This is a genomic window from Rhizobium sp. 32-5/1 (assembly GCF_029537235.1).
Classification (GTDB): Bacteria; Pseudomonadota; Alphaproteobacteria; order Rhizobiales; family Rhizobiaceae; genus Pararhizobium.
Genome location: NZ_CP120638.1, coordinates 1,771,153 through 1,793,100, shown reverse-complemented (window position 1 = coordinate 1,793,100; position 21,948 = coordinate 1,771,153). Strand labels below are relative to the sequence as shown.

The window sequence follows — 21,948 nt, the reverse complement described above, 5'->3', positions numbered from 1 at the left end:
AAAAGATTCGTTAACCAGAATTGAATTAGGGTTTTCGAATGTTTGATAAAGCCAAGCCCCTGCCTCGGGTTTTCGGCTCGAAGGAGACGCATGCAATGAAAATTCGCGGTAAAATCTATCTTATCGTCGGTGTTATGAGCTTTATCGCGCTGGCGATCACCGGAATGGCGCTGATCGTGGCCACGGAATACAACTCTAGGCTGTCTCACTTCGAAAATGCTTCGGACCGCGCATTCAAGGGAGAACATCTCAACCGCCTGGTGACCGCCGTCGTCATGGAAGCACGCGGCATCTATGCCGCCCCGACAACGGAAAAAGCCAAACCTTTCGGCGAAGGGCTGATGAAGAACCTTGCCAAGATGGATGCGCTGCTCGCGGACTGGCGTCCGCAGGTGCCGGCCGAACAGCTGCCGGCCTTTGAAGCGGTCGTGAAGCGTGCCGCGGAGTTCCGCACCTTCCGCAGCGAGACGGTTCGTCTTAGCCAGGAGGTCGATCCGAAAGCCGCCAACGAGCAGGGCAACAATGAACTGAACCGCGCGAACCGCAAGGCCTTCCAGGCCGAGATCGATGCCGTCGTCGAGACCGACAAAAATGCGCTGGAGGCCATCAAGGCAGACATTCAGGCCTTTGAAGCCTCGATGATCACGGTGATCCTCGTCATGGCGGGGCTTGGTCTCGTCGTCGGCGTCGGCACAGCGTTTTACATCGCCACCAACCAACTCAGCCGCCCAATTCTGGACCTGACCGGAAAGATGAAGCAACTCGCCGGCGGTGATCTGGATGTCATCGTCCCGTTTGCCGGGCGCAAGGATGAAATCGGCGAAATGGCCGAAGCCGTCGAAGTCTTCAAGCGTAACGGTCTGGCCGTTCGCGAGCTCAACGGCCACGAAGCGGTCCTGCGTGAAAAGAGCGCCGACCTGCAGGCAAGTATTGCCGTCGTCGTTGCCGCTGCCGCTGCCGGCGATTTCCGGCGGCGCATTGAAAAGGACTATCAGAACGAAGACCTCAACCGCTTCGCCGCTGGGGTCAACGAACTGGTGGGCAGTGTCGATACCGGCATCAACGAGACCCGGCGCGTCATTGCAAGTCTCGCCAACGGCGATCTGACGCAGAGCATGGACGGCCAGTTCCAGGGCGCCTTTGCGGAGTTGCAGCAGAACGTCAACGATACGCTGTTCACGCTGCAGAAGACCATGCGCGAAGTCCGCACCACGACGGACTCGATCAATGGCAATTCGACGGAACTGCGCTCTGCGACCGACGACCTGTCGCGCCGCACGGAGCAGCAGGCAGCAGCCCTTGAGCAGACCTCCGCTGCACTCGATGAGATCACGGTCGCTGTGCGCAATTCGACGGAGCGGGCCCAGGAAGCAACGGTCATGGTCACCGAGGCCAAGCAAAGTGCGGCCCAGTCGGGTGAGGTTGTCCGCAGCACGGTCAGTGCCATGGGCCGGATCGAGCAGGCGTCCAACGAGATCGGCCAGATCACCAACGTCATCGACGAGATCGCTTTCCAGACCAACCTTCTGGCGCTGAACGCCGGCGTAGAGGCCGCCCGTGCCGGCGATGCGGGCAAGGGTTTTGCCGTCGTCGCCCAGGAAGTTCGAGAGCTTGCGCAACGGGCGGCCAGCGCCGCCAAGGACATCAAGGGCCTGATCTCGAAGTCCGGCACGGAGGTCGCAACCGGCGTCAAGCTGGTGCAGGAAACCGGTGTCGTCCTTGGCCACATCGAAGCCAGCGTTCTCAAGATCAACGATCACATCCACTCGATCGCGGTTGCAGCACGTGAGCAGTCGACGGGGCTCAGCGAAGTCAGCACCGCCATCAACCAGATGGACCAGGTGACGCAGCAGAACGCGGCGATGGTCGAGGAGGCCAATGCCGCCACGCACAAGCTTTCGTCCGAGGCCGACAGCTTGGCGCGCCTCGTCTCCCAGTTCAAGGTCGATCAAACGCATGCCCAGACACACGGCCTGACGCAAGTTCGAGGTGCCGCACCGGCACCTGTCCGCGAGGCCGCCCGTCCGGTCGCATCGCCGGCTCGCCGGATGATGGGCACGGTTGCCCGCGCGTTTAGCGGCGGCGGTTCGGCAAATGCGGCTGTTTCGCGGGATAACTGGGAAGAATTCTGAGTCTGATCCCGAAACGGATCATCTGCAATGCATTGTCCGCGCCGCCCGAAAGGTCGGCGCGGATTTTTCGTTTGAGTGTGCATCTCCAAGACGTGGACACGGCTCTCATGAGAGGTGGGCCAGCCGTGGAGATTGGAAAACGCGCGGTAATCGCCTATCATAGCGCCTTGGCACACAAGCCGTTTGTCCGCATGATCACGCGGTCCCTGCGGCGCTTCGGGTGAAGCCACAGGAAGAGCAGATGACGATGGACGATACGCCGCGGGAAACAGCTGCCGAGAAGCCGCCCATACGGGCCTGGTTTCTCCGGGGCTTTCCGGACGGCTGCTGTTGCTGACCGTCATTTTCGTTATGCTGGCGGAAGTCCTGATCTTCGTGCCGTCCGTTGCCAATATGCGTCTGCGCTGGCTGGAAGACCGGCTGAACACGGCCGCTGCTGCGGCCGTGGTGGTAGACGGGCTGGAGAATATCGAGCTGTCCCGCCCGCTCCAGGAAGATACGCTGATGGCGACGGGAACGAAGGCGATTGCGCTGCGCCGCAACAGCGAGTCCCGGCTGGTGGCCGCCGTCGATATTCCGCCGGATATCGATGAGCAATACGATGTCGCCGCTATGACGCCGCTTTCCGCCATCGGTGATGCCTTCGATACTCTGCTTTTTGGCGGCGACAGGATCATACGGGTCTTCGGGCCGGTGGGTGACAGCGACGCCACGATCGAGCTGGTGATGGAGGATGCGAGCCTGCGCAAGGCGATGCTGGCCTATGCCCGGAACGTGTTTTTTCTTTCCCTGTTCATATCGCTGATCACAGCCGCTTTGATCTTCCTGTCGATCAATCGCCTGATGATCCGGCCGATCCGCCGCATGACGGCGAGCATGCACGCCTTTTCCGCCGATCCCTCCGATCCGGGCCGGGTGCTGTCCGCATCTGGTGGCACCGACGAACTTTCGGTTGCCGGCCAACATCTCTCCGATATGCAGCGGCATCTGCAGAAAACGTTGAAGCAGCAGAAGAACCTCGCCGATCTCGGCCTTGCCGTTTCCAAGATCAATCATGACATGCGCAACATCCTGTCCTCGGCACAGCTGATTTCCGATCGGCTTGCCAGCGTCGATGACCCAATCGTCAAGCGCTTCGCGCCTACCCTGCTGCGCAGCATCGACAGGGCGGTCGGTTACACGACCGAAGTCCTCTCCTATGGGCGGACCACAGAGCCGGAGCCGCATCGCCGTTTTCTCCAGCTTCGCCCGCTGGTGACCGACGTCTCCGAGATTTTGGCCATCGATCCGAAATCGGATATCGAGTTCCGTATCCAGATTGCTGATGACCTGCAGGTCGATGCCGATAGCGAGCAATTGTTCCGGGTCGTCCACAATATCTGCCGCAACGCCGTGCAAGCGCTGATGAATGATACCACGGGCATGGAGGGCATGCGCTTGGTCTCCATCTCCGCCATGCGCACCGGCAGCGTGGTCAGCATTTCGATCGACGACAACGGCCCCGGCATGCCGCTCAAAGCGCGGGAAAATCTGTTTGCAGCGTTTCGTGGATCGGCACGCTCGGGCGGAACAGGCCTTGGGCTTGCGATTGCCCGCGAACTGGTGCTCGCCCATGGCGGCACGATCGCGCTGGTCGAAAAGGCAACGCCCGGCACCCTGTTCCGGATTGAATTGCCGGACCGCCCGGTGCCGCTGGATGTGTTCCGCTCAAAGGCAAGGCATTGAGATTTGTCGTGCCAACGCGCTTCGCCGCGGAAAGCCCGGATATGCAGGCTTGCGCCAATCCGCCGGGCGATGTTCTTTTTAAAAATGATTTTTTCGCCGAAATTCGCTTGCAATCCCCCGGCGGACGTTTTAGAGGATCGCCACGCAAGCGGTTCTCGCCGCAGCGAAAAGCACCCGTAGCTCAGCTGGATAGAGCATCAGACTACGAATCTGAGGGTCGGACGTTCGAATCGTTCCGGGTGCGCCATTTCATTTTTCCAAAAAATTATCAGATAGTCTTCAGCGCGTTATGCTGAGCTTCGGGCATATCGTCCCGGTGGCTGGCCGACATGGCGGCTGAAGGCGGTACTGAACGTGCTGGCCGATCCGTAGCCGACGCGTTCTGCCACTTCCGCAATATCGATTTTTTGTCGGCAAAGGAGATCCTTTGCCAGCGCCATGCGCCACACCAATAGGTATTCCATCGGCGGCACGCCGACTTTGCGCATGAAGCGGTCGAAGAATGCGGAGCGGGATAAACCCGCCTCTTTCGCGAGTTGTACCATCGTCCAGGAGCGGGCTGGATCGGCATGGATCTGTCTGAAGGCTTGCGCCAATCGTGTATCGGCGAGACCGCGCAGCAATCCGACAGGGGCATCGGTCGTTTGAGTGAACCTCAGGGCCTCCACCAGCAAGATCTCGACGAACCGGGTGAGCACGAGTGCACGCCCGGGACGCTCCTGTGCTGCCTCTTCGAGGAGAAGTTTTACCAGAACGGATAAGCGTGCTGCATCACGGACATGAACCTGTCCGGGCAGCAGCGAGACGAGCAACGCGGAATCCGCGCCGCCGAAAATAAAATAGCCGCCCAGAATGCGCACGCTTGGCGGTCCGTCCTGCCTGCCATGGCGAACTTCACCTGTCGAAATTGCCGCGACGTGCGGATCCACGAATTCCGGGGTCACGGGCTCGAATCCCGACATTGTAAAGCCTGGAGTCGTTGGCAACAGGACGAAGTCACCGGCATTCAGGATCAGCTCTTTCTGGCTATCGACGGCAAGACGGCAAGTGCCTTCGACTACGATCGCGAAGCTCGGATGGCCGAAAGCCCCGTAGCGCACGCCCCAGCGACCCGCACCGCTGATGCCTTTGGTCAAGACGACATGCGGGCGCAACAAGGCGATAATGTCTGAGAGGGGATCAATCATTTTCGGACGATAGCAAACGAAAAATGGATCTTCAATTGTATTTCGTCCAGATTTTTCTCGCTAGTATGAAGTCATTGATACCCCAAGGAGATGAACATGAAAACTATACTGATCACCGGATGCTCGTCGGGCTATGGTCTGGAGACTGCCCGTTTTTTCCTTTCAAGGGAATGGAAGGTCGTCGCGACGATGCGTACTCCGCGCAGCGGCATCCTGCCCCCTCGGATTGCCTGCGGATCTTGCCCCTCGACGTCACGGATGAAGAGAGCATTGCGCGGGCCATTGAGGCCGCCGGGCCGATCGATGCGCTGGTCAACAACGCTGGCATTGGTGTCGTCGGCGCCTTCGAGGCGACGCCCATGCACCATATTCGAAAGGTCTTTGACACCAATACGTTTGGTGTCATGGCCATGACGCAGGCGGTCATCCCGCAGATGCGTGAGCGGCGGTGTGGCGTCATCGCAAACGTCACGTCGAGCGTGACTTTGGCACCGATGCCGTTGGCTGCAGCCTATACAGCCAGCAAACAGGCCATCGAGGGCTTCACGGGTTCGCTCGCCCACGAACTTGCCCATTTCGGCATCCGCGCCAAGCTGGTCGAGCCCGGCTATGCGCCGACAACGAACTTTTCACAGAACACGCAGGTGCGCATTGAGGACCTCATTCCCGAGACCTATGCTCAATTCGCAGGGCCCATCTTCGCCGCATTTGCCCATCCTGCGCTCGTGACGAAGGAAACCGATGTTGCCGAAGCTGTATGGCGGGCCGTCAACGACCTCTCGGATCAATTGCGTTTCCCCGCAGGCCCTGACGCTTTGGCGCTTGCACGTGCGGCGTAGGCAGGCCCTCCGAACCATTACCAATCATCCGGCCCCGAAGAGCCGGATGATCCGTCTTAAGCCTGTCACCACTTCTGGTGGACGTGAACCTTGATCAGGCGCTCGTAAATATCGGCGATTGCGGCCATGGTGGCCGGCGCGATGTCAGGCAGGGCGCTGGCCGATGCGTTGCTTTTGGCCTGCGCCTCGTTGCGGGCGCCGGGAATAACGACGGAGACGGCGGGGTTTTCGAGGATCCAGCGCAGCGCGAACGGCGCCATGCCGATGCCCTCGGGTACCAGGGGCGCAACTGCTCGACCGCTTCGAGTGCGACCTCGAAGGGCACGCCGGCAAAGGTCTCGCCGACGTCGAAGAATTCGCCCTTGCGGTTGAAGGTACGGTGATCGTCGGCAGCGAAAGCCGTATTCGCCGTGATCTTGCCCGACAGCAGGCCGGAGGCCAGCGGCACGCGCACGATGATGCCGACATTCTTCTTTTGCGCCTGCGCAAGGAACAGGTCGTGCGGACGCTGGCGGAAGATATTGTAGATGATCTGGATCGTCGCAACGCCCGGATATTCGATGGCCTTCAGGCCTTCCTCGACGGTCGAGACGGAAACGCCGTAATTGCGGATCTTGCCCTTGATCGTCAGTTCGTCGAGCGCGCCGAACATGTCGGGCCGGTAGAACACTTCCGTCGGCGGGCAATGCAGTTGCACGAGGTCGAGCGTTTCGACACCGAGGTTTGTCAGGCTCCGGTCGATGAAGGCCTCGATGTTTTCAGCCGTATAACCATCCGCAACATGCGGATTCAGCCGGCGACCGGCCTTGGTGGCGACGAAGGGTTTCTCGCCGCCGCGTTCTTTCAGGACAGCGGCGATGATCTTTTCCGACCGGCCGTCACCATAAACGTCCGCCGTGTCGATGAACGTCACGCCCGAATCCAGCGCCGCATTCAGCGCCCGCTTTCCGTCCTCCTCGCTGACGTCGCCCCAGGAACCGCCGATCTGCCATGCGCCGAAGCCGATTTCGGAGATGGTCGCGCCGGTGCGCCCGAGTGTTCTGGTCTTCATCGATAAATCTCCTGCGCGACATTCCCATCGGAAAGCCGTCATGCACCGTTCAAGTGGGTTTCTTATCGACAGGGGCAAGGGGAAAAGTCAATTGCCACCACGCCAACCGGCCTTGTGCCATTCTTGGCAGGCGCTCCTTGAGCATGCTGAACACACCCCGCGATGAAGCGCCTACTCGTCTTCCGTCATGATCACGGCCCGGCCGCGGGTGATGTCTGTCACGGTCCGAATGATTGCATCGCGAAGATCGGCGGCCACGTCCACAGCGAGAGTCGCGCCGGTGTCGATGAAGGTTTCGCTGTCGATCATGGCGCCCAACCCGGTGAGGCGTGCCTTCACCAAGGCGAGGTCGGCGAAGTCGCAGGTGACAGTGATCCGCAGGGTTTTGATCAGTTCGATCTTCTCCATGGCGCGCAGGCAGGACGCTGCGGTCCCGCCATAGGCGCGCATCAGCCCGCCGCTGCCGAGAAGGATACCGCCGAACCAGCGGATGACGAGCGCCACCGTTCCGTCGAGCGACTGGCCGTCGATCGCCTGCAGGATCGGCTTGCCGGCCGTTCCGCTCGGCTCACCGTCATCGTTGAAACGATAGGCCTGTCCGATCCGCCAGGCCCAGCAATTATGGGTGGCCGAAGGGTCCAAATGCTCGGCAAGAAAGCCCTTCGCTGCCTGTTCGCTGGCCACGGGGCCGCAGATCGCCAGGAAACGGCTTTTCTTGATGTCCTGTGAAAAGGTTGCTGTGTTTTTGAGGGTGAACATGGCTGCGTTATCGCAGGGAAGGGGGTGCAGGGAAACCCCTGTGCGGGCTGTCCGGTGTTCTCCCTCTTCTCCCCGCGGGGAGAAGAGGGAGGGCTGCATTACCCGATCGACATCAGGCTGGCATTGCCGCCGGCGGCCGCCGTGTTGACACTGGTGGAGACTTCTTCCAGCAGCCATTGCAGGCAGTAGGCATCCGGGTTGCGCGCCAGTTCTTCCGTCGATGCCGCCTGGACGAGGACGAGCGGGCCGGGAAGGTCGGCGATCTGACGGTTCACGGTGCGGATACGGTCCGCCCCGCCTTCAATCAGGGCACCGGCAAAGGGTGCGTCGGCCTTCCAAACGGTCGTGTAGGACAGCCGCGCGGCAACGGTGGCCGGCAGCGTCGAGAAGGCGTCCGCTAAGCCGGACGCCGTGTCGATCACGGCGGTGTTTCCGGTGGCAAGAACGGCGGCAATCTGCCGGATAAGGCCGTCTTCGGTCTCTGCGACGAGGAGAATGCGTCCGCGTGCATGCAAGGCGTAGAGATTGCGCTCGCCGACCGGGCCTGCCAGTTCCGTCGTCAGCCCGAGCGCCGACTGGCTGCCGGTCTCGCGCGTTGCCTGCGCCTGCGCCTTCAGCCCCTTGCCATCAAGCCATTTGGCAAAATCGAGCAGCACCGTGTCGATATGCACGGAGCTGTGCTGCGGCGGGATCGGCGGGGTCGTCACCAGACGGCCGAGGTAAAGCGGGCCGCCGGCCTTGGGACCTGTGCCGGAAAGGCCGCGCCCGCCAAACGGCTGGACGCCGACGACCGCGCCGATGACGTTGCGGTTGACGTAGAGATTGCCGGCTTTGACCCGGGATGTGACGTGGGCGATTGTCTCGTCCAGCCGCGTGTGCAGCCCGAAGGTCAGGCCGTAGCCGGTGGCGTTGATATCGTCGATCAGCCGGTCGAGATCGTCACGCTCGTAGCGCAGCACGTGCAGCACGGGGCCGAAGACCTCGCGCTTGAGGTCGGAGAGTTTCTCAAGCTCGATGATCGTCGGCGGCACGAAGGTGCCGTTCCCGGTTTCGCCGCGCAAGGTGACCTGTTCGACTGGCCGGCCGAGCTTGCGCATCGTCTCGATATGCTTCTCGATCGTGTCCTTCGCCTCGTGCGATATGACCGGCCCGACATCGACGAAAAGACGATCCGTGCGGCCGATCGACAGTTCCTGGAGCGCGCCCTTGAGCATGGTGAGCGTACGTTCCGCCACGTCCTGCTGCAGGCAGAGGACGCGCAAGGCCGAGCAGCGCTGGCCGGCGCTGTCGAAGGCCGATGCGAGGACGTCGGCAACGACCTGCTCGGCGAGCGCCGAACTGTCGACGATCATGGCGTTCTGGCCGCCGGTCTCGGCGATCAGCGGGATTGGCCGCCCGGTGGCAGACAGCCGATCGGAGAGCTGCTTCTGGATAAGGCGTGCGACCTCAGTCGAGCCGGTGAACATGACGCCGGCCGTTTCCGCCGCGCCCACCAGCGCCGCGCCGATCCGCCCGTCGCCGGGAAGGAATTGCAGTGCGGATGCGGGAATGCCGGCAATGCGCATCAGCCGAACGGCCTCCGCGGCGATCAGGGGCGTCTCCTCCGCCGGCTTGGCAAGCACCGGATTGCCGGCAACCAGTGCGGCGGCCACCTGTCCGGTGAAGATGGCGAGCGGGAAGTTCCACGGGCTGATGCAGACCACCGGACCGAGCGGCCTGTGCGCCGGGCCGAGCGTCCTGCGGGCCTGGTCGGCATAATAACGCAGGAAGTCGATGGCTTCGCGCACTTCCGCGATCGCATTCGCCGCTGACTTGCCGGCCTCCCGCATGATCAGACCCATCAGCAGGGTGATCCGGTCCTGCATCATGTCGGCGGCTTTATCGAGGAAATCTGCGCGCATGGCGGGCGGCGTGGAGGCCCAGCCGGCGGCATGCTCTGCCGCGAACCGGACCGCCTCGCGCGCGTCGTCCTCGGTGGCTTCTGCGACCGGCCCGACGTTGTCCCGGTGGTCACCGGGATTGAGCACGGCGCACTCGGGTCGCGACCGATCGCCGTCGGCAAGCAGAGGCCCGGCCTGCCAGAGATATTCGGTGGAAAGCACGAGATCGTCGGCCAGATCCTTCAGCACAGTCTCGTTCGACAGGTCGAGCCCTGCCGAATTTGTTCGCTGGGTGCCGAAGAGCTCGGCCGGCAGCTTGATCTGGTCGTGCTGCGCGCCGATGACAGGCATGGCGCGCACCACATCGACCGGGTCGGCGATCAGGTCTTCAACGGAAACCGCCGGATCGGCGATGCGGTTGACGAAGGAGGAATTGGCGCCGTTTTCAAGCAGGCGGCGAACGAGATAGGCAAGCAGCGTCTCATGCGTACCAACAGGCGCATAGATGCGGCACGGCCGGTCGAGATTGGCTTTGCCGACGACCTCGTCATAAAGCGGCTCGCCCATGCCGTGCAGGCACTGGAACTCATAGTCGCCGACCTTGAAATCGGGGCCTGCCATTTCGTAGATGGTCGCCAGCGATTGCGCATTGTGGGTGGCGAACTGCGGGAAGATCACGTCTCTTGCATCCAGCAGTTTGCGGGCGCAGGCGATATAGGACACGTCCGTATAGATCTTGCGGGTATAGACCGGAAAACCGGTCATGCCGTCGATCTGGGCGCGCTTGATCTCGGCATCCCAATAGGCGCCCTTGACGAGACGCACCATCATCCGGTGGCTCGAGCGGCGAGCGAGATCGATGATGAAATCGAGCACGAAGGGGCAGCGCTTGCCATAGGCCTGGACGACGAAGCCCATGCCGTTCCAGCCCGAAAGATCAGGGTCGAGACGCAGCGCCTCCAGAAGATCGAGCGACAGTTCCAGCCTGTCGGCTTCCTCCGCGTCGATGTTCAGGCCGATATCGTACCTCTTGGCGATCAGCGCCAGCGCCTTCACCTTGGGCAGCAACTCCGTCATGACGCGGGTCGATTGCGCGCGGACATAGCGCGGATGCAGCGCCGAGAGCTTGATCGAGATGCCCGGCCCCTCATGGATGCCGCGCCCGGCCGAGGCCTTGCCGATCGCATCGATGGCATTCTCATAGTCGGCATAATAGCGCTTGGCGTCGGCGGCCGTGGTCGCGGCTTCACCGAGCATGTCGTAGGAATAGCGGAAGCCGCGGGTTTCCAATGCGCGCGAACGCTTCAGCGCTTCGTCGATGGTCTCGCCGGTCACGAACTGTTCGCCCATCATCCGCATCGCCATATCGACGCCGCGGCGGATCACCGGTTCGCCGGCCCGCGCGATCAGGCGCGTGAGCGCTGCCGACAGGCTGCGATCGTTGACGGTCGCCGTCAGCTTGCCGGTCACGACGAGGCCCCAGGTTGCAGCATTGACGAAGAGCGAGCGTCCGCCGCCGATATGCGAGCGCCAGTCGCCATCGGCGATCTTGTCGCGGATCAGCGCATCACGGGTCGCGGTATCGGGAATACGCAAAAGTGCTTCGGCCAGGCACATCAGCGCCACGCCTTCCTGGCTCGACAACGAATATTCATGCACCAGCCCCTCGACGCCGGAACCCTTGTGCTTGGCGCGCAGCGCCGTGATCAGCGTGCGGGCGGTTGCCTTGGCCTTGCCTCTGAGATCGTCGGGCAGGGTGGCCGCTTCCAAAAGCGGCGGCAGGCATTCGGTTTCAGGACGACGGTAGGCGGCGGTGATGGCGCGGCGAAGTGCCGTCTGCTCGGCGATCGGCGGCGCGAAATCGGCAAAGGGCTTGAGCGACGGGTCCGATCCGGCAGTCTGTTGCTGATGTGTCTGGCTCATCGCATTCGTCCCTCTTCAACGCGCCGGCGCACCCGATATGGCCCGGACAGGATGGTGCAGAAATTAGCCTCGAAGTCTCCGTATCTCCATCCGGTATTTTGGCGACATTGCCGTTCTATTCGCTTATTTTATCAAGAATGGCAGTCAAAAATCCGGCATAAAATAAAAATGGCAGTATGATGAAAAGTCAGAGAAGGACGGTTTGCGACAGTTTCTGCCGCGCCATCAGGCATTCGTCGTCGCCCGGCATGCAGGTGCGGCAGACCAGCGGCCGCACCGCATAGATCGTGCAGCCGACATGCACGCCGAGCTTTCCTGACAGCGCCGAACAGCGATTGTCCTCGCAGCGCATGCCGCCGAGATCGGCAGAGACGTATTCGGCCGGTATCCTGTCCAGCTCCTCGTCCGTCTCCAGCGAAAAGCGGGGCCATTCCTGCGAATAGCTGCAGCAGGCGCCGCAGGTCTGGCAATCGAAGTCTTCAGCGGGAACGGCAAGGGTCATGGGGGAAGGGTAGCGGAAATTGCGAGGGAACGGAATGGGTGGTGCCACGCGCTGTTTAACTCTCCTCTGCCCGACTGCGGCGCGCATAGCGCCTAGTCCAATCGAATGGAGGGGGCGCATTTGGGCCCGGAGCGGACGTGGCGGCTTGTCTGCCCCACAGTCGTGCGGTAGCTCCGCTACTCTAAGGTTCCCGGCCGGGCTCTGCATCGACTATCGACTGATGGCCGTTGCCTGTGACCAGACCACCATCCACTCGCCGCCGCGATACTCATAGGTATCGGTGTGCCAATAGTCTCCAGGAGGCATGGGATGTCCGTTGAAGAGCAGTTCAAGACGAGCGCAGTAGCGTATCACCGCAGCGGAGTTGAATAGACGCACCGCAATGTCGCCAGGCCGCCAACTGACATATTTGATCTGCCCCGCGGAGATAGCACCGAGATATTGCTCCCGCGACAGAACCATGCCGATGGGGGTAATCAATTGGAAGTCATCCGCATGAAGAGGCCTTGCTGCGGCCACGTCGGCGGCGACGAGCGCGCGCAATCGGCTGCGTTCAATTTCACGGATGTGGTCTTCCTCGGTTTGAACGTTGTTGGGCATTCGATGTCTCCGATGTATCGTTGATTTTGGGGGAGGTTAAAGTTGCCGACCGGCGTCGCGCACGCTCACCAGTCTCTTGTCGATCAGACTTTGACAACAGTCCCGGATCGTTTCCTCTTCGGGGCGCGGCTGCCATTGCAGGATGCTTCTGGCCTTTGAGGTGTCGACGCTAAGATCGCGTCCGAGCTCATGCACGATCGTTCTAGCGTCAGCATCGACAAGCGCGAGAATCCGGACGAACCAATCTGGAAGCTCGGCGATGGGTAGCTGCGATTCGTATTGCGGAAAGGACTTGGCCACTGCGTGCGACAGGTCCTTCATCGAGAACACCCGGCCTCCTACGATGAATCTCTGGCCAGCGGCCGCGGGTTCGATCATCGCCCGAACATGAGCCAGAGCGACGTCGCGCACGTCGACGACCGAACAGCCGTAACGAGGGAGCCGTGTAAACTTGCCGTTCATCAGCTTCGAGATAAGCCCCACGGATGACCCGATATCATTACCCATCAAGGGTCCTAAGATGAGACTGGGGTTGATGACAGTCAAAGGCAGGCCGTGTTGTTCCGCGAACGCCCAAGCGGCACGTTCGGCCAGGGTCTTGGATTTGTAATAGGGCGTCGCACGTTTGCTTGCTACATCCGTCCAGTCCTTCTCGCTGAATGGCGCACGTCCGCTACCATGGTTGGTGGCCGCGATAGACGAGGTGAGGACGACCCGCTGAACCTTGCCTTCGTGGGCCGCCCGCAACACGCGGAGAGTTCCTTCCTTTGCCGTTCGGATCAATCCTGTCTCATCCCGCACCGCGCCGCTTGGAAATGGAGAAGCCGTGTGGATGACGTAATCGCAGCCCGACACCGCCTCATCCCAGCCAAGGTCGCGGTCGAGGTTGGCTTCGACCAAGCTGAGCCCTTCTGCGAACGACCTGAAGCGGGAGATCATTGCCGGAGCGGACTCCATCAGACGTAGTGTTCCTCGCACACGATAACCCTGCTGCAGCAGCTGCAGCGCCACATGCCCGCCAAGGAAGCCGTTGACCCCAGTGACCAGAACCATTGTGTCTTGTGGTGATGCCATCCCATTCATGCCGTGCTCCTGAATTGCCGCAATTAGACGATTAGACGTATTTTGTCTATTTGTTCTTTTGACATTTGAGACTAGGCTCGTCAATATGTCCAAATGGAAAAACAAGATCACAAATCAGCATTAATTCTGGACGCCGCGCTCCCGGTGTTTGCCCGGTACGGCTTCCAGAAAACCACCATGGCGGATATCGCGCGCGCGGCGGAAATTTCGCGCGCGTCTCTCTATCTTGCATTCAACAGCAAGGAAGAGCTCTTTCGCGCCGGCTCGGCGCGGGCGCATGAACAGACCATGTCTGATGTTGAGGCCGTACTTGGCCGCACGGGAAATGTCGTAGACCGCATCGCGGCGGCGATCTCTGCCTTTCAGGAAGGGCTGATAGCACCGTTTAGCAAGAGCGAAAATGCCAAGGAACTGTTCGATATCAATATGCAATTGGCTGCGGACATAACGACCACCGCCAGATCAAGGCTGCTCGACCTCCTCGCAAAAGCTCTCTCAAACGCACAGGCTCAAGGGGAAATCGACTTGAAGCCCATTGAGGCTTCACCCATCGATGTCGCCTCGCTGATTGCGGCTGCAATGGATGGCATCAAACACAGCTTCAGCGCCGATGGGCCATCAGTCGAAGCTCTAAGGCTGCTGATGCGAGTTCTCAGTTTGGCACTCACGCCAGGACGAAGATGACGTCGGACAAATGCAAAACGTCACGTTCACCATAGTGCGACATGGGCGGTAGACGCGAGCGCGTCGAATGCTGCCACGCGGCCGGTTTTGGCGCATAGCGGGCACCCCCGCACCCTTCGACAAGGTGAGGGAGCGACGGAGCGGGTGGCTTCGCCGTTCCGTCGAAACGCCTCAAGCCACCGCCGCTTCCCGCGCCGCAATCTCATAATCCTCCGTATGCACCAGCACGCCCGTATCCGTCATCACCGCGATGCCGTAGGCGGCGGGTTCGTCTACGGACAGCGAGGCGTCGGGGGCGTCGAAGGGCATGGGTTGCTGGTGCACCGGGCTCTTAAACACGGAAAACGGAATGCCGCGGCTGGAGCCGGAGATCGTGCGGTGCACGTGGCCGGCGAAGATGTGCAGCACATTGCCGTGGCGTTTGACGAGATCGTAGAATTCGACCTCGTTGACCAGACGGATCATGTCCATGCCGGTGAAGCCGGTTGCATGCGGCGGGTGGTGCATGAACAGCATCACCGGCCTTTCACCGGCGCTGGCGAGTTGGCGGTCGAGCCAGTCCATCCGGGCCTTGCAGAGTAGGCCGGCATGGCTGTTGGGGTAGTCGTAGGGCGGCGCAAACAGCGTATCGAGCACAAGCAGGCGGGAATCGGGCAGATCGATCGCCTGCTGGACGAAACCGTTTTCATCGGTCGGGCAGTCGGCGAACACCTCAAGAAAGACGTCGCGCCGGTCGTGGTTGCCGATGGTGATGGCCTTTTGCGGGGTCAGCGTATCGAGCAGACCTTTGAGCCGCTCATAGGATGCCCGGTCGGCGCGGTGCGTCAGGTCGCCTGTGAAGATCACGAGGTCCGCGTCGGCATGGTGTGCATTGACATGCGCGATGCCGGCCGCCAGCCGCTGGTGCGGGTCGAGCCCGATGATCGTCGTGCCCTCAGGCACCATGTGAAGGTCCGTGAAAATGATCAGCTTGGTCATGGGGGTCCATTGGGAAAGGTTGGGCGGGCAGGTGCCAAGCTGTCGGCAGGCTGCTGCGGCGTCAAGCAACTTAATTGGTAAGATGCCGGGAAAATCGCGAAGACACGGATTGGGAGGCCCTACCCTAGGCAAGGGCTTGTCGCTGGTATATCAGAGTCGAAATGCACGTGCCGCCGTGTTTTGGCACGCATCGGCGGAGCGTGAAAGCGGGCTGCCGGCTCGCATCCGAATGCCGGCGGCAGTGGTTTTGATTCCGTCCGGCCTTGCCGGCTCGCGGGTGAAATGCGCAGATGACGTGAACTGGTTTAGTCTGGGAGTGAAGCGATGAGATGGAAGCGGACGATCCAGTTGCTGGATGTGCATTGCGAAGGTGAAATCGGCAAGGTCGCGATCGGCGGCGTGCCGAAAATTCCGGGCAACACGATTGCCGAGCAGCTGAACCACATCAACACGGTGGATGACAGCCTGCGCCGGTTCCTGTGCCTGGAGCCGCGCGCGGCCTCGATCGGCTCGGTCAATCTGCTCCTGCCGGCCAAGCGCCCGGAGGCCGATTTCGGCTTCATCATCCTGCAGGCCGATCAGGCCCATGCCATGTCCGGCTCCAATTCGATCTGCGTCACCACGGCGCTGCTTGAGAGCGGCATGGTCGAGATGAAGGAGCCGGAAACGGTGGTCATGCTCGATACGGCAGCCGGCCTCGTCAAGGCGACGGCCACCTGCCGCGACGGCCGCTGCGAGCGGGTGAAGCTCACCATGGTGCCGTCCTTCGTGCAGCAACTCGATGTCGAGATCGACACGCCGGACTGGGGCCGCATCAAGCTCGACATCTGCTATGGCGGCGTCTTTTACGCGCTGGTCGATGTCGCGCAGATCGGCACGACGATCGAAAAGGCCAATGCGCGGCGCATCGTCGAGGCCGGCATGTTCCTCAAGGATCTCGTCAACAAAACGATCCCGGTCGTGCATCCGGAAATCCCGGAAATAAGCGGTGTCGCCTATGTCATGTTCCGCGACACCGAAGCCGATGGTGCGGTGCGCACCTGCACCACCATGTGGCCCGGCCGCGTCGATCGTTCGCCCTGCGGCACGGGAAGCTCGGCCAATCTGGCAACGCTGCACGCCCGCGGTCTGGCCAAGGTCGGCGACGTCTTCACGTCCCGCTCGATCATCGGCTCGGAATTTAAAGCCGGTCTCGAAAGCGTCACCACGGTGGCCGGCCGCCCGGCGATCATCCCCACCATTTCCGGCCGAGGCTGGACGTTTGGCCTGCATCAGGTCTCGCTCGATCCGTTCGATCCCCTGGCAGACGGTTTTGCGCTGACCGATACCTGGGGTCCGCAGGCGGGCGAGATCCGCTGATATCCTTCTCAGGCGGCGCGCGTCTCATTTGACGCGGCCGGCCTTGGGAAGGATGAGCAGCGCTTCTTCTGTCGGCAGTGCCTTTGCAGCCTGGCCGTCGGTCTGCGCCAGTTCCTGCAGCTTCTGCCGGCCGAAGGCATCGCCCCGGCGCGCGGCATCCCCGTAGAGATCCTGCGCGGCGGCGATGTCCTGCGCCACGCCTTCGCCGTTCTCCAGCATAAGGCCGAGATTGATCATGGCATCGACATTGCCGCGCTCGACCGCCACCCGGTAGAGTTCAACTGCCTTGCCGTTGTCTTCCGGCAAAAGCGTCCCCTCATCGAACAGGACCGCCAGATTGAAGGCTGCCACCTTGTCGCGGGCAAGCGATGCACGCCCGAACCACTCGGCAGCCAGCGCACCGTTCACTTCGGTGCCGACGCCATCCCGATAGGCAACGCCGAGATTGTAGGCGGCCAGCACGTTTCCGGTCGCTGCAGCCTTCTGGTAAAGGCCGAATTCCTGGATGGTGTCGCCCTTTTCCCCGAGCATCACGGCATAGTTGACCATGGCCAGTGCGTGGCCGGCCTCGGCCGCTTCTGCCAGGAGCTTCATCGCCTGGATCTTCTGGCCGGATTTGTGCAGCACGCGGGCAAGCTGGAAGGTCTGGCGCGGGCCGGCGCCCTGGTTGTAGGCCTCGCGGCAGGCCGAAAGGGCAATACCGATGCGGATGTCTTCTGTGGCGACGGGCTTGAACGCCATGTTGCGCTGCTGGTCGTGTTCGCTGCCGGTTTCCCGGTCGCAGAGGTCGGCCGGCATGAGATCGGATGCGTGGCTGGTGGATGGTAGCGCGATCGCGGCCAGGGACAGGGTGCTCATGGCAGCAACCAGCGCTGCATTGATCATCGACATGCGGTTACTTGTTGCGTTTTTCATGATGCTCTCCTTTAATTTGTCCCGACCATACGTTCCGCTCTTGCAACTGCCTGTTCCGCCGGAAACAGTGGTCGCGACTATTTTCAAGGCAATTAGAAGGTGCGCCGACGGGTGGCCTTCGTGGCCGGTCGCCGGGTGTTCAAAAAGGAGTAAAGACATGAGTCTCGAAGTGATGCCGGCACGGCGCGGACTGATTGGCCGGCGACTGTTCATGGCAGGCTGCACCTTTGCAGCCATCGGCCTCGCCAGCGTTTCGACGCGCGCCAATACGGTGATCGGCAAGGCAAACGACATTCGTGGCAAGGTCCACCGCAAACAGGCCGAGTTGCAGGAGGGGCTCACCGCCGGCGGCTCGATCCTCGACAATGACTATGTGCTCACCGGCGCGGATAGCTTCGCGGATCTGCAGCTCGGCGGCGATACGCGCATCCTGCTCGGCAGCGACACGGAGCTGCTGGTCGATAGTTTCATCGCCGGTCAGGGCGGCACGCTGGAGCTTGGCCTCGGCCAGATGGTGTTCGACCGGCCGGAGGGCCTGCCGAAGATCGATCTGGCGCTGCGCACCACCTTCGGGATGATCGGCGTGCGCGGCACGAAATTCTTCTGCGGCCCCAACCGCGGCGTCTTCGCGGTCTTCGTCGAACACGGTCTGGTCTCGGTCGACGGCGGCGGCGTGACGAAAATGGTCGGTGCCGGCGAAGGCGTCGAAATCGCCAAGCCGGGTGATGCGCCGAACGAACCTGTCGTCTGGGGCAAGGCCCGTATCGCCGAAGCCTATGCCAGTGTCGGCGTCAGGCCTTAGTGGATTAAACAGTTTGGCTTTGGCAGCCCCTCACCCTAACCCCGTCGGGACTAGGCCTATCCCGTACGGAATACGAGATCGTGCAACGATCTCCTCTTCTCCCCAGCGGGGAGAAGTGCCGAGCGGATGCGAGGCGATGAGGGGCCGGCGAAGCCGGAGCCAGATAGATGTGGCCTTCGGGCCCCCTCATCCGGCCTTTCAGGCCACCTTCTCCCCGCTGGGGAGAAGAGAGGATGTCAGGCGTCTATGGTGAACAGTTCCATCGTGCCGAAGCCGCGGATTTCCTGCATGTCGAGGGAGCGCAGCGGCCGGCCGCTCTGGTTGGCGGCTTCGGGGCCGATGCAGATCGAGGTTCCCAGGAACTTGTTTGCCTCCTGAAGCCGGGCTGCGAGGTTGATGGCATCGCCATGGGCGGTATAGTCCAGCTTGCCGCCGGCGCCGACTTCGCCCAGAACGGCCATGCCCGTCTCGATGCCGATCCGCGTGCGGCCGAAATTGTTCTGGGCAAACAGCGGCCGTGTCCGCATTTCTTCCGTCAGACTGCGGATCTCTTCCGCGCAATCGATCGCCTTGTTGACATGGTCGTGGAGGTCCTCAGGTGCATTGAAGAAGGCGTGCACCGCGTCGCCCACCACCTTGTCCACCATGCCGCCATGTTTGGCGACAAGGCCGTTCACCTCCTCGTAGTAGATGTCGAGCAGGGTCACCAGTTCGCGCGGCGGCAAACGCTGGGAGAGCGATGAGAAGCTCTCGATATCGGTAAACAGCGCCGTCACCGGCCGTTCTTCTCCCGCAGCCCGGTCGGCATCGGGGTCGTCGAGGTAGCGCGCCACCACCGATTGCGGCAGGTATTGCGAAAACTTGCTGCGCGCCGCCGATTCCGTTCTTTTGATGCGGGCAAACTGCAGCGTGCTGGTTGCCGTGAGCACCACCAGCAGCATGAGGCTGATGCTGACGGCATCCAGTAACCAGGCAGTGGTAGCATAGACGCCCGCTGCCGTTGCCGTCGTCAGGCCGATGGCCAGAACGCCGAGGGCCGCAGATGTCACCGGGCGCAATCGGGTGGCGACAAAGGCGGTCAGAATCCCGCCGGCCAGCATGAAGAGGGCTTCGAACAGCGGTAGCCGTCCATCCCGGCGCGGGATGAAATCCGTGAGGATGGCATTGGCGATATCGGCATGGATCTGCACGGATGGCTCGAGCGGCATGGATGCGGTTGCCCGCAAGCCCCCGAGATTGGGCAGGCTGCTGCCGATGAATACGACCTTGCCGGCAAAACGGTCTGCCGCAACCGCGCCGCTCACCACATCGCCCGCCGAAACGGTGCGTTCCGCAATCGCCGTCGCCGGGCTTGCCGCAAAACGAAGGCTGCCGTCCTCGTCGAGTTCGATGATCCGCCGGTCGAGCCGCAGCCAGGCGGGTTCGCCGCCGAGGATTGGCGTCCGGCCGCCGTCGGCAAGGCGGGCGGCCTCGACCCCGAGTGCTGGATAGGCATCGTTGCCGATGATCGAAAACGCCTGCACCCGGCGGATCCGCGAATCCTCGTCGCCGACGAGGAAGGCGGCGGCGGCCGACCGCGACGCCTGCATCAGGAATGAGCAGGAGGTCTCGGCGCCCTCGATGAACCAGAGATCGGGAATGGCGACCGGCTTGCGCAGGGCAAGTGGCGGAACCGGCAGGGGACGGTCCGCAACCGTATCGGCGATCAGGAAACCCAGCGCTACGGGTGCGCCGGTGATCGCCTTTGCCAGCGCCGTATTCGAGGGTTCGGTGGCATCGCATGCCGTGCTGAAGATGAAATCGACGGCAATCGCCTTGGCACCCGCCGAGGCCAGTCGGGAAACGAGATCGGCCGTCTGGGCGCGGTCCCAGTTCCTGTCAGGCGCTGATGTAAAGGATTTGCGATCGATATCGACCACGACGATCTCGCTGGATTGCGGGGCCGGCACCCATTGCGTCAAGGCATCGAAAAACTGTTCGCGCTGAGTCTCGAAAGCCACCTCGGCATAGGCGTAAAGCAGAAGCGCGCAGACAAGGCTTGTCAGGATGCCTGCGGGAAGCGGCCGGACGCGAGACAGCCGGAGGTTTTTCAAACCGCTAATCCTCTTCCGGATCGGCCAGTTTCTGCAATCGGCCGATATGGCAACTGATCACGCCGTCTGCCCGCTTGATCGCCGAGGCTTCCTCCAGCGCCAGAATGGCGCGGTTGACCTTCGGCCGGCTGGCGCCGAGAATACCGGCAATGTCGGACTGGCTGAGCGTCAGGCGCAGATTGGCGCTATCCGGCAGTTCGTTTCCGTGGATCTGTTTCAGAGTTGCCAGGAAAAACCGGGCGACGCGCGCATTCAGATCGTAAAGCGCGATGGTTTCCAGTCGGTCCGTCGTGTCGCGCAATTGCGAGCAGAGATAGCGGATGATCGATTCCGCCGCGTCAGGCGTATGGGTGATGAAGTCGAGGAACGACTTCTTGCTGATCAGGTAGCCCTCGGTCGCCGTAATCGCCGTCGCATCCGCAGAGCGCGGCTGGTCGTCGAGGATTGCCATCTCGCCGAAAAGGGCGCCCGCCTCGATATGGCGTAGCAAAAGCTCACGGCCCTGCGGCGTGATCAGCGAGAGTTTGATGCGGCCCGAAACCACGGCAATCATATGAGTGCCTTCGTCGCCGCGCTGGAAGATCACCGTTCCCGCCGTCCATTTGCGGTAGGTTGCAAGCGCCGCCAGCGCGCTGATCGTCTCCTTGTCGAATTCCTCGAAAATCGGAAAGGATCGCCAGAAAGCAGGACTCTTGTTGATTTCGCTCATAAGATGTTCCGCCCGCCCCCGGTCGACGCTCGCGGCCCGTTCTGGCCGCCGCCTCAAATTCTTCTCGCAGTCTTCCCGGCGTTGCAACAAAAAGAGGCATCCAGACCGTCTCAAGCCATAATTAAGCAGACGGTTAGGTGCGTGGGGAGAGAGGAGACCAAGTCTTACGGCTCTGGCGAATTTGACGGTTATGATGGTTCGTTCATTTTTTGTGAACGATCTGTTTCCGCAGGGCCGGCTGGCTGATTTTGAAATAGCTGATAAACCTCGACGCCATAACGAACCCAAACAGGAACCACCCTCCATGCAACAGAATGTCGTCGTCCTGATCGGACGTATTCTTCTTTCCATCCTCTTCATCGTTGCCGGCTACGGCAAGCTGACCGGCTTTGGCGGCACGGTCGGCTATTTCGCCAGCATCGGCCTTCCGATTCCGACTGTGACGACCGCCCTCGTCGTCGTTGTCGAACTGCTCGGCGGCCTCGCCATCCTCGCCGGCTTCTTCACGCGTCCGGCCGCCTATGTCCTGGCGCTCTTTACCGTGGCCACCGCATTCATCGGTCATGGCGATTTCTCGGTTGCCGGCAACGATATCCACTTCATGAAGAACCTCGCCATCGCTGGCGGCTTCCTCGTGCTTGCAGCCTTCGGCCCCGGCTCGCTCTCGGTCGACGCCCGCCGCGCCTGATAGAGCTTGTTTAATGCACAAAAGCCCACCGGTGTAATC

The 21,948-nt window shown here is 61.7% G+C and carries 15 protein-coding genes, 1 tRNA gene and 3 pseudogenes; 8 read left to right on the top strand and 11 right to left on the bottom strand.

Annotated elements, in window-relative coordinates; translation table 11 throughout:
• The first annotated feature begins 95 nt into the window (after positions 1–95).
• From P6U16_RS09210 to P6U16_RS09200, 3 genes and pseudogenes are all read left to right on the top strand, one after another.
• The gene (locus tag P6U16_RS09210) at positions 96–2,132 is read left to right on the top strand and encodes a methyl-accepting chemotaxis protein (protein ID WP_277703487.1); all 2,037 of its coding nucleotides are present in this window, start codon (positions 96–98) and stop codon (positions 2,130–2,132) included.
• Positions 2,133–2,441: 309 nt separating this feature from the next.
• Positions 2,442–3,857, top strand: a pseudogene (locus P6U16_RS09205) (HAMP domain-containing sensor histidine kinase); the annotation flags it as partial.
• 170 nt (positions 3,858–4,027) lie between these two features.
• Positions 4,028–4,104, top strand: a tRNA-Arg gene (locus P6U16_RS09200).
• A 40-nt stretch (positions 4,105–4,144) separates the two neighbouring features.
• Here the strand turns inward: P6U16_RS09200 and P6U16_RS09195 are convergent.
• Positions 4,145–4,993, bottom strand: coding sequence for an AraC family transcriptional regulator (locus P6U16_RS09195; protein WP_349017683.1), 849 nt, complete (start codon positions 4,991–4,993; stop codon positions 4,145–4,147).
• A gap of 147 nt (positions 4,994–5,140) precedes the next feature.
• Between P6U16_RS09195 and P6U16_RS09190 the strand changes: the two are divergent.
• Positions 5,141–5,883 (top strand): annotated as a pseudogene (locus P6U16_RS09190) (SDR family oxidoreductase).
• Between the two features lie 65 nt (positions 5,884–5,948).
• Here P6U16_RS09190 and P6U16_RS09185 read toward each other — a convergent pair.
• The 6 genes and pseudogenes from P6U16_RS09185 to P6U16_RS09160 all read right to left on the bottom strand — a co-directional run bounded on the left by P6U16_RS09185 (position 5,949) and on the right by P6U16_RS09160 (position 13,681).
• A pseudogene (locus P6U16_RS09185) lies at positions 5,949–6,934 on the bottom strand (aldo/keto reductase).
• Positions 6,935–7,105: 171 nt separating this feature from the next.
• The gene (locus P6U16_RS09180; RefSeq protein ID WP_277703485.1) at positions 7,106–7,693 is read right to left on the bottom strand and encodes a YigZ family protein; all 588 of its coding nucleotides are present in this window, start codon (positions 7,691–7,693) and stop codon (positions 7,106–7,108) included.
• A gap of 98 nt (positions 7,694–7,791) precedes the next feature.
• Positions 7,792–11,496, bottom strand: a complete 3,705-nt coding sequence (gene putA, locus P6U16_RS09175) for a trifunctional transcriptional regulator/proline dehydrogenase/L-glutamate gamma-semialdehyde dehydrogenase (protein ID WP_277703484.1) — start codon at positions 11,494–11,496, stop codon at positions 7,792–7,794.
• 187 nt (positions 11,497–11,683) lie between these two features.
• On the bottom strand, positions 11,684–11,998 hold the full coding sequence (locus P6U16_RS09170; protein ID WP_277703798.1) for a YkgJ family cysteine cluster protein: 315 nt from the start codon (positions 11,996–11,998) through the stop codon (positions 11,684–11,686).
• Between the two features lie 210 nt (positions 11,999–12,208).
• Positions 12,209–12,598, bottom strand: a complete 390-nt coding sequence (locus tag P6U16_RS09165; RefSeq protein WP_277703483.1) for a nuclear transport factor 2 family protein — start codon at positions 12,596–12,598, stop codon at positions 12,209–12,211.
• A 36-nt stretch (positions 12,599–12,634) separates the two neighbouring features.
• Complete coding sequence (locus P6U16_RS09160) at positions 12,635–13,681, bottom strand: aldehyde reductase (RefSeq protein ID WP_277703482.1); 1,047 nt, start codon at positions 13,679–13,681, stop codon at positions 12,635–12,637.
• A 93-nt stretch (positions 13,682–13,774) separates the two neighbouring features.
• On the opposite strand from P6U16_RS09160, the gene P6U16_RS09155 reads away from it, so the two are divergent.
• Positions 13,775–14,365, top strand: coding sequence for a TetR/AcrR family transcriptional regulator (locus P6U16_RS09155; protein ID WP_277703481.1), 591 nt, complete (start codon positions 13,775–13,777; stop codon positions 14,363–14,365).
• A 171-nt stretch (positions 14,366–14,536) separates the two neighbouring features.
• Here the strand turns inward: P6U16_RS09155 and P6U16_RS09150 are convergent, their stop codons facing one another.
• Positions 14,537–15,343: a phosphodiesterase gene (locus tag P6U16_RS09150; protein WP_277703480.1), complete on the bottom strand. Its 807-nt coding sequence runs from the start codon at positions 15,341–15,343 to the stop codon at positions 14,537–14,539.
• A gap of 324 nt (positions 15,344–15,667) precedes the next feature.
• Here P6U16_RS09150 and P6U16_RS09145 point away from each other — a divergent pair, with 324 nt between their 5' ends.
• Positions 15,668–16,702, top strand: coding sequence for a proline racemase family protein (locus P6U16_RS09145; protein ID WP_277703479.1), 1,035 nt, complete (start codon positions 15,668–15,670; stop codon positions 16,700–16,702).
• Positions 16,703–16,726: 24 nt separating this feature from the next.
• Here the strand turns inward: P6U16_RS09145 and P6U16_RS09140 are convergent, their stop codons facing one another.
• Positions 16,727–17,617: a tetratricopeptide repeat protein gene (locus tag P6U16_RS09140; protein ID WP_277703478.1), complete on the bottom strand. Its 891-nt coding sequence runs from the start codon at positions 17,615–17,617 to the stop codon at positions 16,727–16,729.
• A 211-nt stretch (positions 17,618–17,828) separates the two neighbouring features.
• Between P6U16_RS09140 and P6U16_RS09135 the strand changes: the two genes are divergently transcribed.
• Positions 17,829–18,419: a FecR family protein gene (locus tag P6U16_RS09135; protein ID WP_349017692.1), complete on the top strand. Its 591-nt coding sequence runs from the start codon at positions 17,829–17,831 to the stop codon at positions 18,417–18,419.
• Positions 18,420–18,655: 236 nt separating this feature from the next.
• On the opposite strand, the gene P6U16_RS09130 is transcribed toward P6U16_RS09135, so the two are convergent.
• Positions 18,656–20,512, bottom strand: coding sequence for a CHASE2 domain-containing protein (locus tag P6U16_RS09130; protein WP_277703476.1), 1,857 nt, complete (start codon positions 20,510–20,512; stop codon positions 18,656–18,658).
• A gap of 4 nt (positions 20,513–20,516) precedes the next feature.
• Positions 20,517–21,221, bottom strand: a complete 705-nt coding sequence (locus P6U16_RS09125) for a Crp/Fnr family transcriptional regulator (protein ID WP_277703475.1) — start codon at positions 21,219–21,221, stop codon at positions 20,517–20,519.
• A gap of 304 nt (positions 21,222–21,525) precedes the next feature.
• Between P6U16_RS09125 and P6U16_RS09120 the strand changes: the two genes are divergently transcribed.
• Positions 21,526–21,909: a DoxX family protein gene (locus P6U16_RS09120; RefSeq protein ID WP_277703474.1), complete on the top strand. Its 384-nt coding sequence runs from the start codon at positions 21,526–21,528 to the stop codon at positions 21,907–21,909.
• Positions 21,910–21,948 lie beyond the last annotated feature (39 nt).

Excerpts from the sequence above, each read along its gene's own strand:
- P6U16_RS09165 (WP_277703483.1), bottom strand. The coding sequence starts at position 12,598 with ATGCCCAACAACGTTCAAACCGAGGAAGACCACATCCGTGAAATTGAA.
- P6U16_RS09150 (WP_277703480.1), bottom strand. The coding sequence starts at position 15,343 with ATGACCAAGCTGATCATTTTCACGGACCTTCACATGGTGCCTGAGGGC.
- putA (WP_277703484.1), bottom strand. The coding sequence starts at position 11,496 with ATGAGCCAGACACATCAGCAACAGACTGCCGGATCGGACCCGTCGCTC.
- P6U16_RS09210 (WP_277703487.1), top strand. The coding sequence starts at position 96 with ATGAAAATTCGCGGTAAAATCTATCTTATCGTCGGTGTTATGAGCTTT.
- P6U16_RS09170 (WP_277703798.1), bottom strand. The coding sequence starts at position 11,998 with ATGACCCTTGCCGTTCCCGCTGAAGACTTCGATTGCCAGACCTGCGGC.
- P6U16_RS09125 (WP_277703475.1), bottom strand. The coding sequence starts at position 21,221 with ATGAGCGAAATCAACAAGAGTCCTGCTTTCTGGCGATCCTTTCCGATT.
- P6U16_RS09160 (WP_277703482.1), bottom strand. The coding sequence starts at position 13,681 with ATGAATGGGATGGCATCACCACAAGACACAATGGTTCTGGTCACTGGG.
- P6U16_RS09180 (WP_277703485.1), bottom strand. The coding sequence starts at position 7,693 with ATGTTCACCCTCAAAAACACAGCAACCTTTTCACAGGACATCAAGAAA.
- P6U16_RS09135 (WP_349017692.1), top strand. The coding sequence starts at position 17,829 with ATGGCAGGCTGCACCTTTGCAGCCATCGGCCTCGCCAGCGTTTCGACG.
- P6U16_RS09155 (WP_277703481.1), top strand. The coding sequence starts at position 13,775 with ATGGAAAAACAAGATCACAAATCAGCATTAATTCTGGACGCCGCGCTC.
- P6U16_RS09140 (WP_277703478.1), bottom strand. The coding sequence starts at position 17,617 with ATGAAAAACGCAACAAGTAACCGCATGTCGATGATCAATGCAGCGCTG.
- P6U16_RS09120 (WP_277703474.1), top strand. The coding sequence starts at position 21,526 with ATGCAACAGAATGTCGTCGTCCTGATCGGACGTATTCTTCTTTCCATC.
- P6U16_RS09145 (WP_277703479.1), top strand. The coding sequence starts at position 15,668 with ATGAGATGGAAGCGGACGATCCAGTTGCTGGATGTGCATTGCGAAGGT.